At 68.0% G+C, this 1081-nt stretch carries 1 protein-coding gene; it reads left to right on the top strand.

What is annotated here, in order from left to right:
• The coding region (locus tag QT222_RS00745; protein ID WP_491475982.1) for an alkyl sulfatase dimerization domain-containing protein at positions 1 to 752 on the top strand (752 nt) is incomplete at its 5' end.
• Positions 753 to 1081: the final 329 nt, after the last annotated feature.

The raw sequence follows: 1081 nt of genomic DNA, 5'->3' as shown, positions 1-1081 counted from the left end.
CCATCTTCGAGCTCCACCACAGCCGCGGCGAGACCGACGACCACACGTGGGTGTTCTGTCCCGACCGCGAGGTACTGTGCTCCGGCGACCTCGTCACCGCCTCCGCGCCCAACGCGGGGAACCCCCAGAAGGTCCAGCGCTACCCCTGGGAGTGGGTCGACGCCCTCCGCGAGATGGCCGCCCTCGACGCCCGGACTCTCCTCTCGGGACACGGCAGGCCGATCGTCGACGACCCCGAGGAGATCGAACACCGGCTGCTTCGCTACGCCGAGTACCTCGACACTATCGTCGAACGGACTATCGAGGCGCTCAACGACGGCGCGCCTCCCCACGTCGACATCGTCCGCGAGATCGACCTGCCAGACCCCGACGAACCCTGGCTCCAGTCGGAGTACGACAGCGGTGAGTTCATCGCGCGGAACGTCATCCGCTACTACGGCGGCTGGTGGACCGGACGCCCCAGCGAACTCAAGCCCGCGAGCCGGTCGGCCGTCGCCGAAGAGATCGCCGACCTCGCGGGCGACGCCAAGACGCTCGCCGAACGGGCGGAAGAACTGATGGACGCGGGTGACAAACGCCTCGCCTGTCACCTCGCGGACTACGCGCTCGAGGCCGACCCCGACAACGAAACGGTCCACGCGGTCGTAGCGGACATCTACGATGAACGGGCCGCGTCGTCCGAGGACATGATGTCGGCCAACATCTTCGCGTCCATGGTGAAGTACGCGAACGAAGGTCGCACGTTCCGCTGATCGCGACCCGGATACGCGACGGTCACGAACGACGATCTCACGACGTCCCGGACTCTTTTCGACCCGTTTCGATTGCTGATTCGGGAGCGTGCTCCCCCGGGAAATGCGTTCTCGCCCGCACGAACGTCCCGGCGACGGACACGGAGACCGGTCGACCCCTCGCGCTCGAACGCCGCCAGAAAGAAGGAAGGCATCCGAACGCTCCCTCCGCGTCAGTCGGCGCTGGGGGCCGCGCCGCCCGACGGGCCAGCCTGCCCACGCCCGTCGAGGTGGAGACGCGGGAAGAGCAGGAGCCCGCTCAGACTGGGGACGGCGACGCCGAACACCGG

Source organism: Haloferax sp. s1, assembly GCF_058382125.1.
Note: the sequence above shows the minus strand (reverse complement) of the source record. Positions and strands in the feature narration are given on the sequence as shown.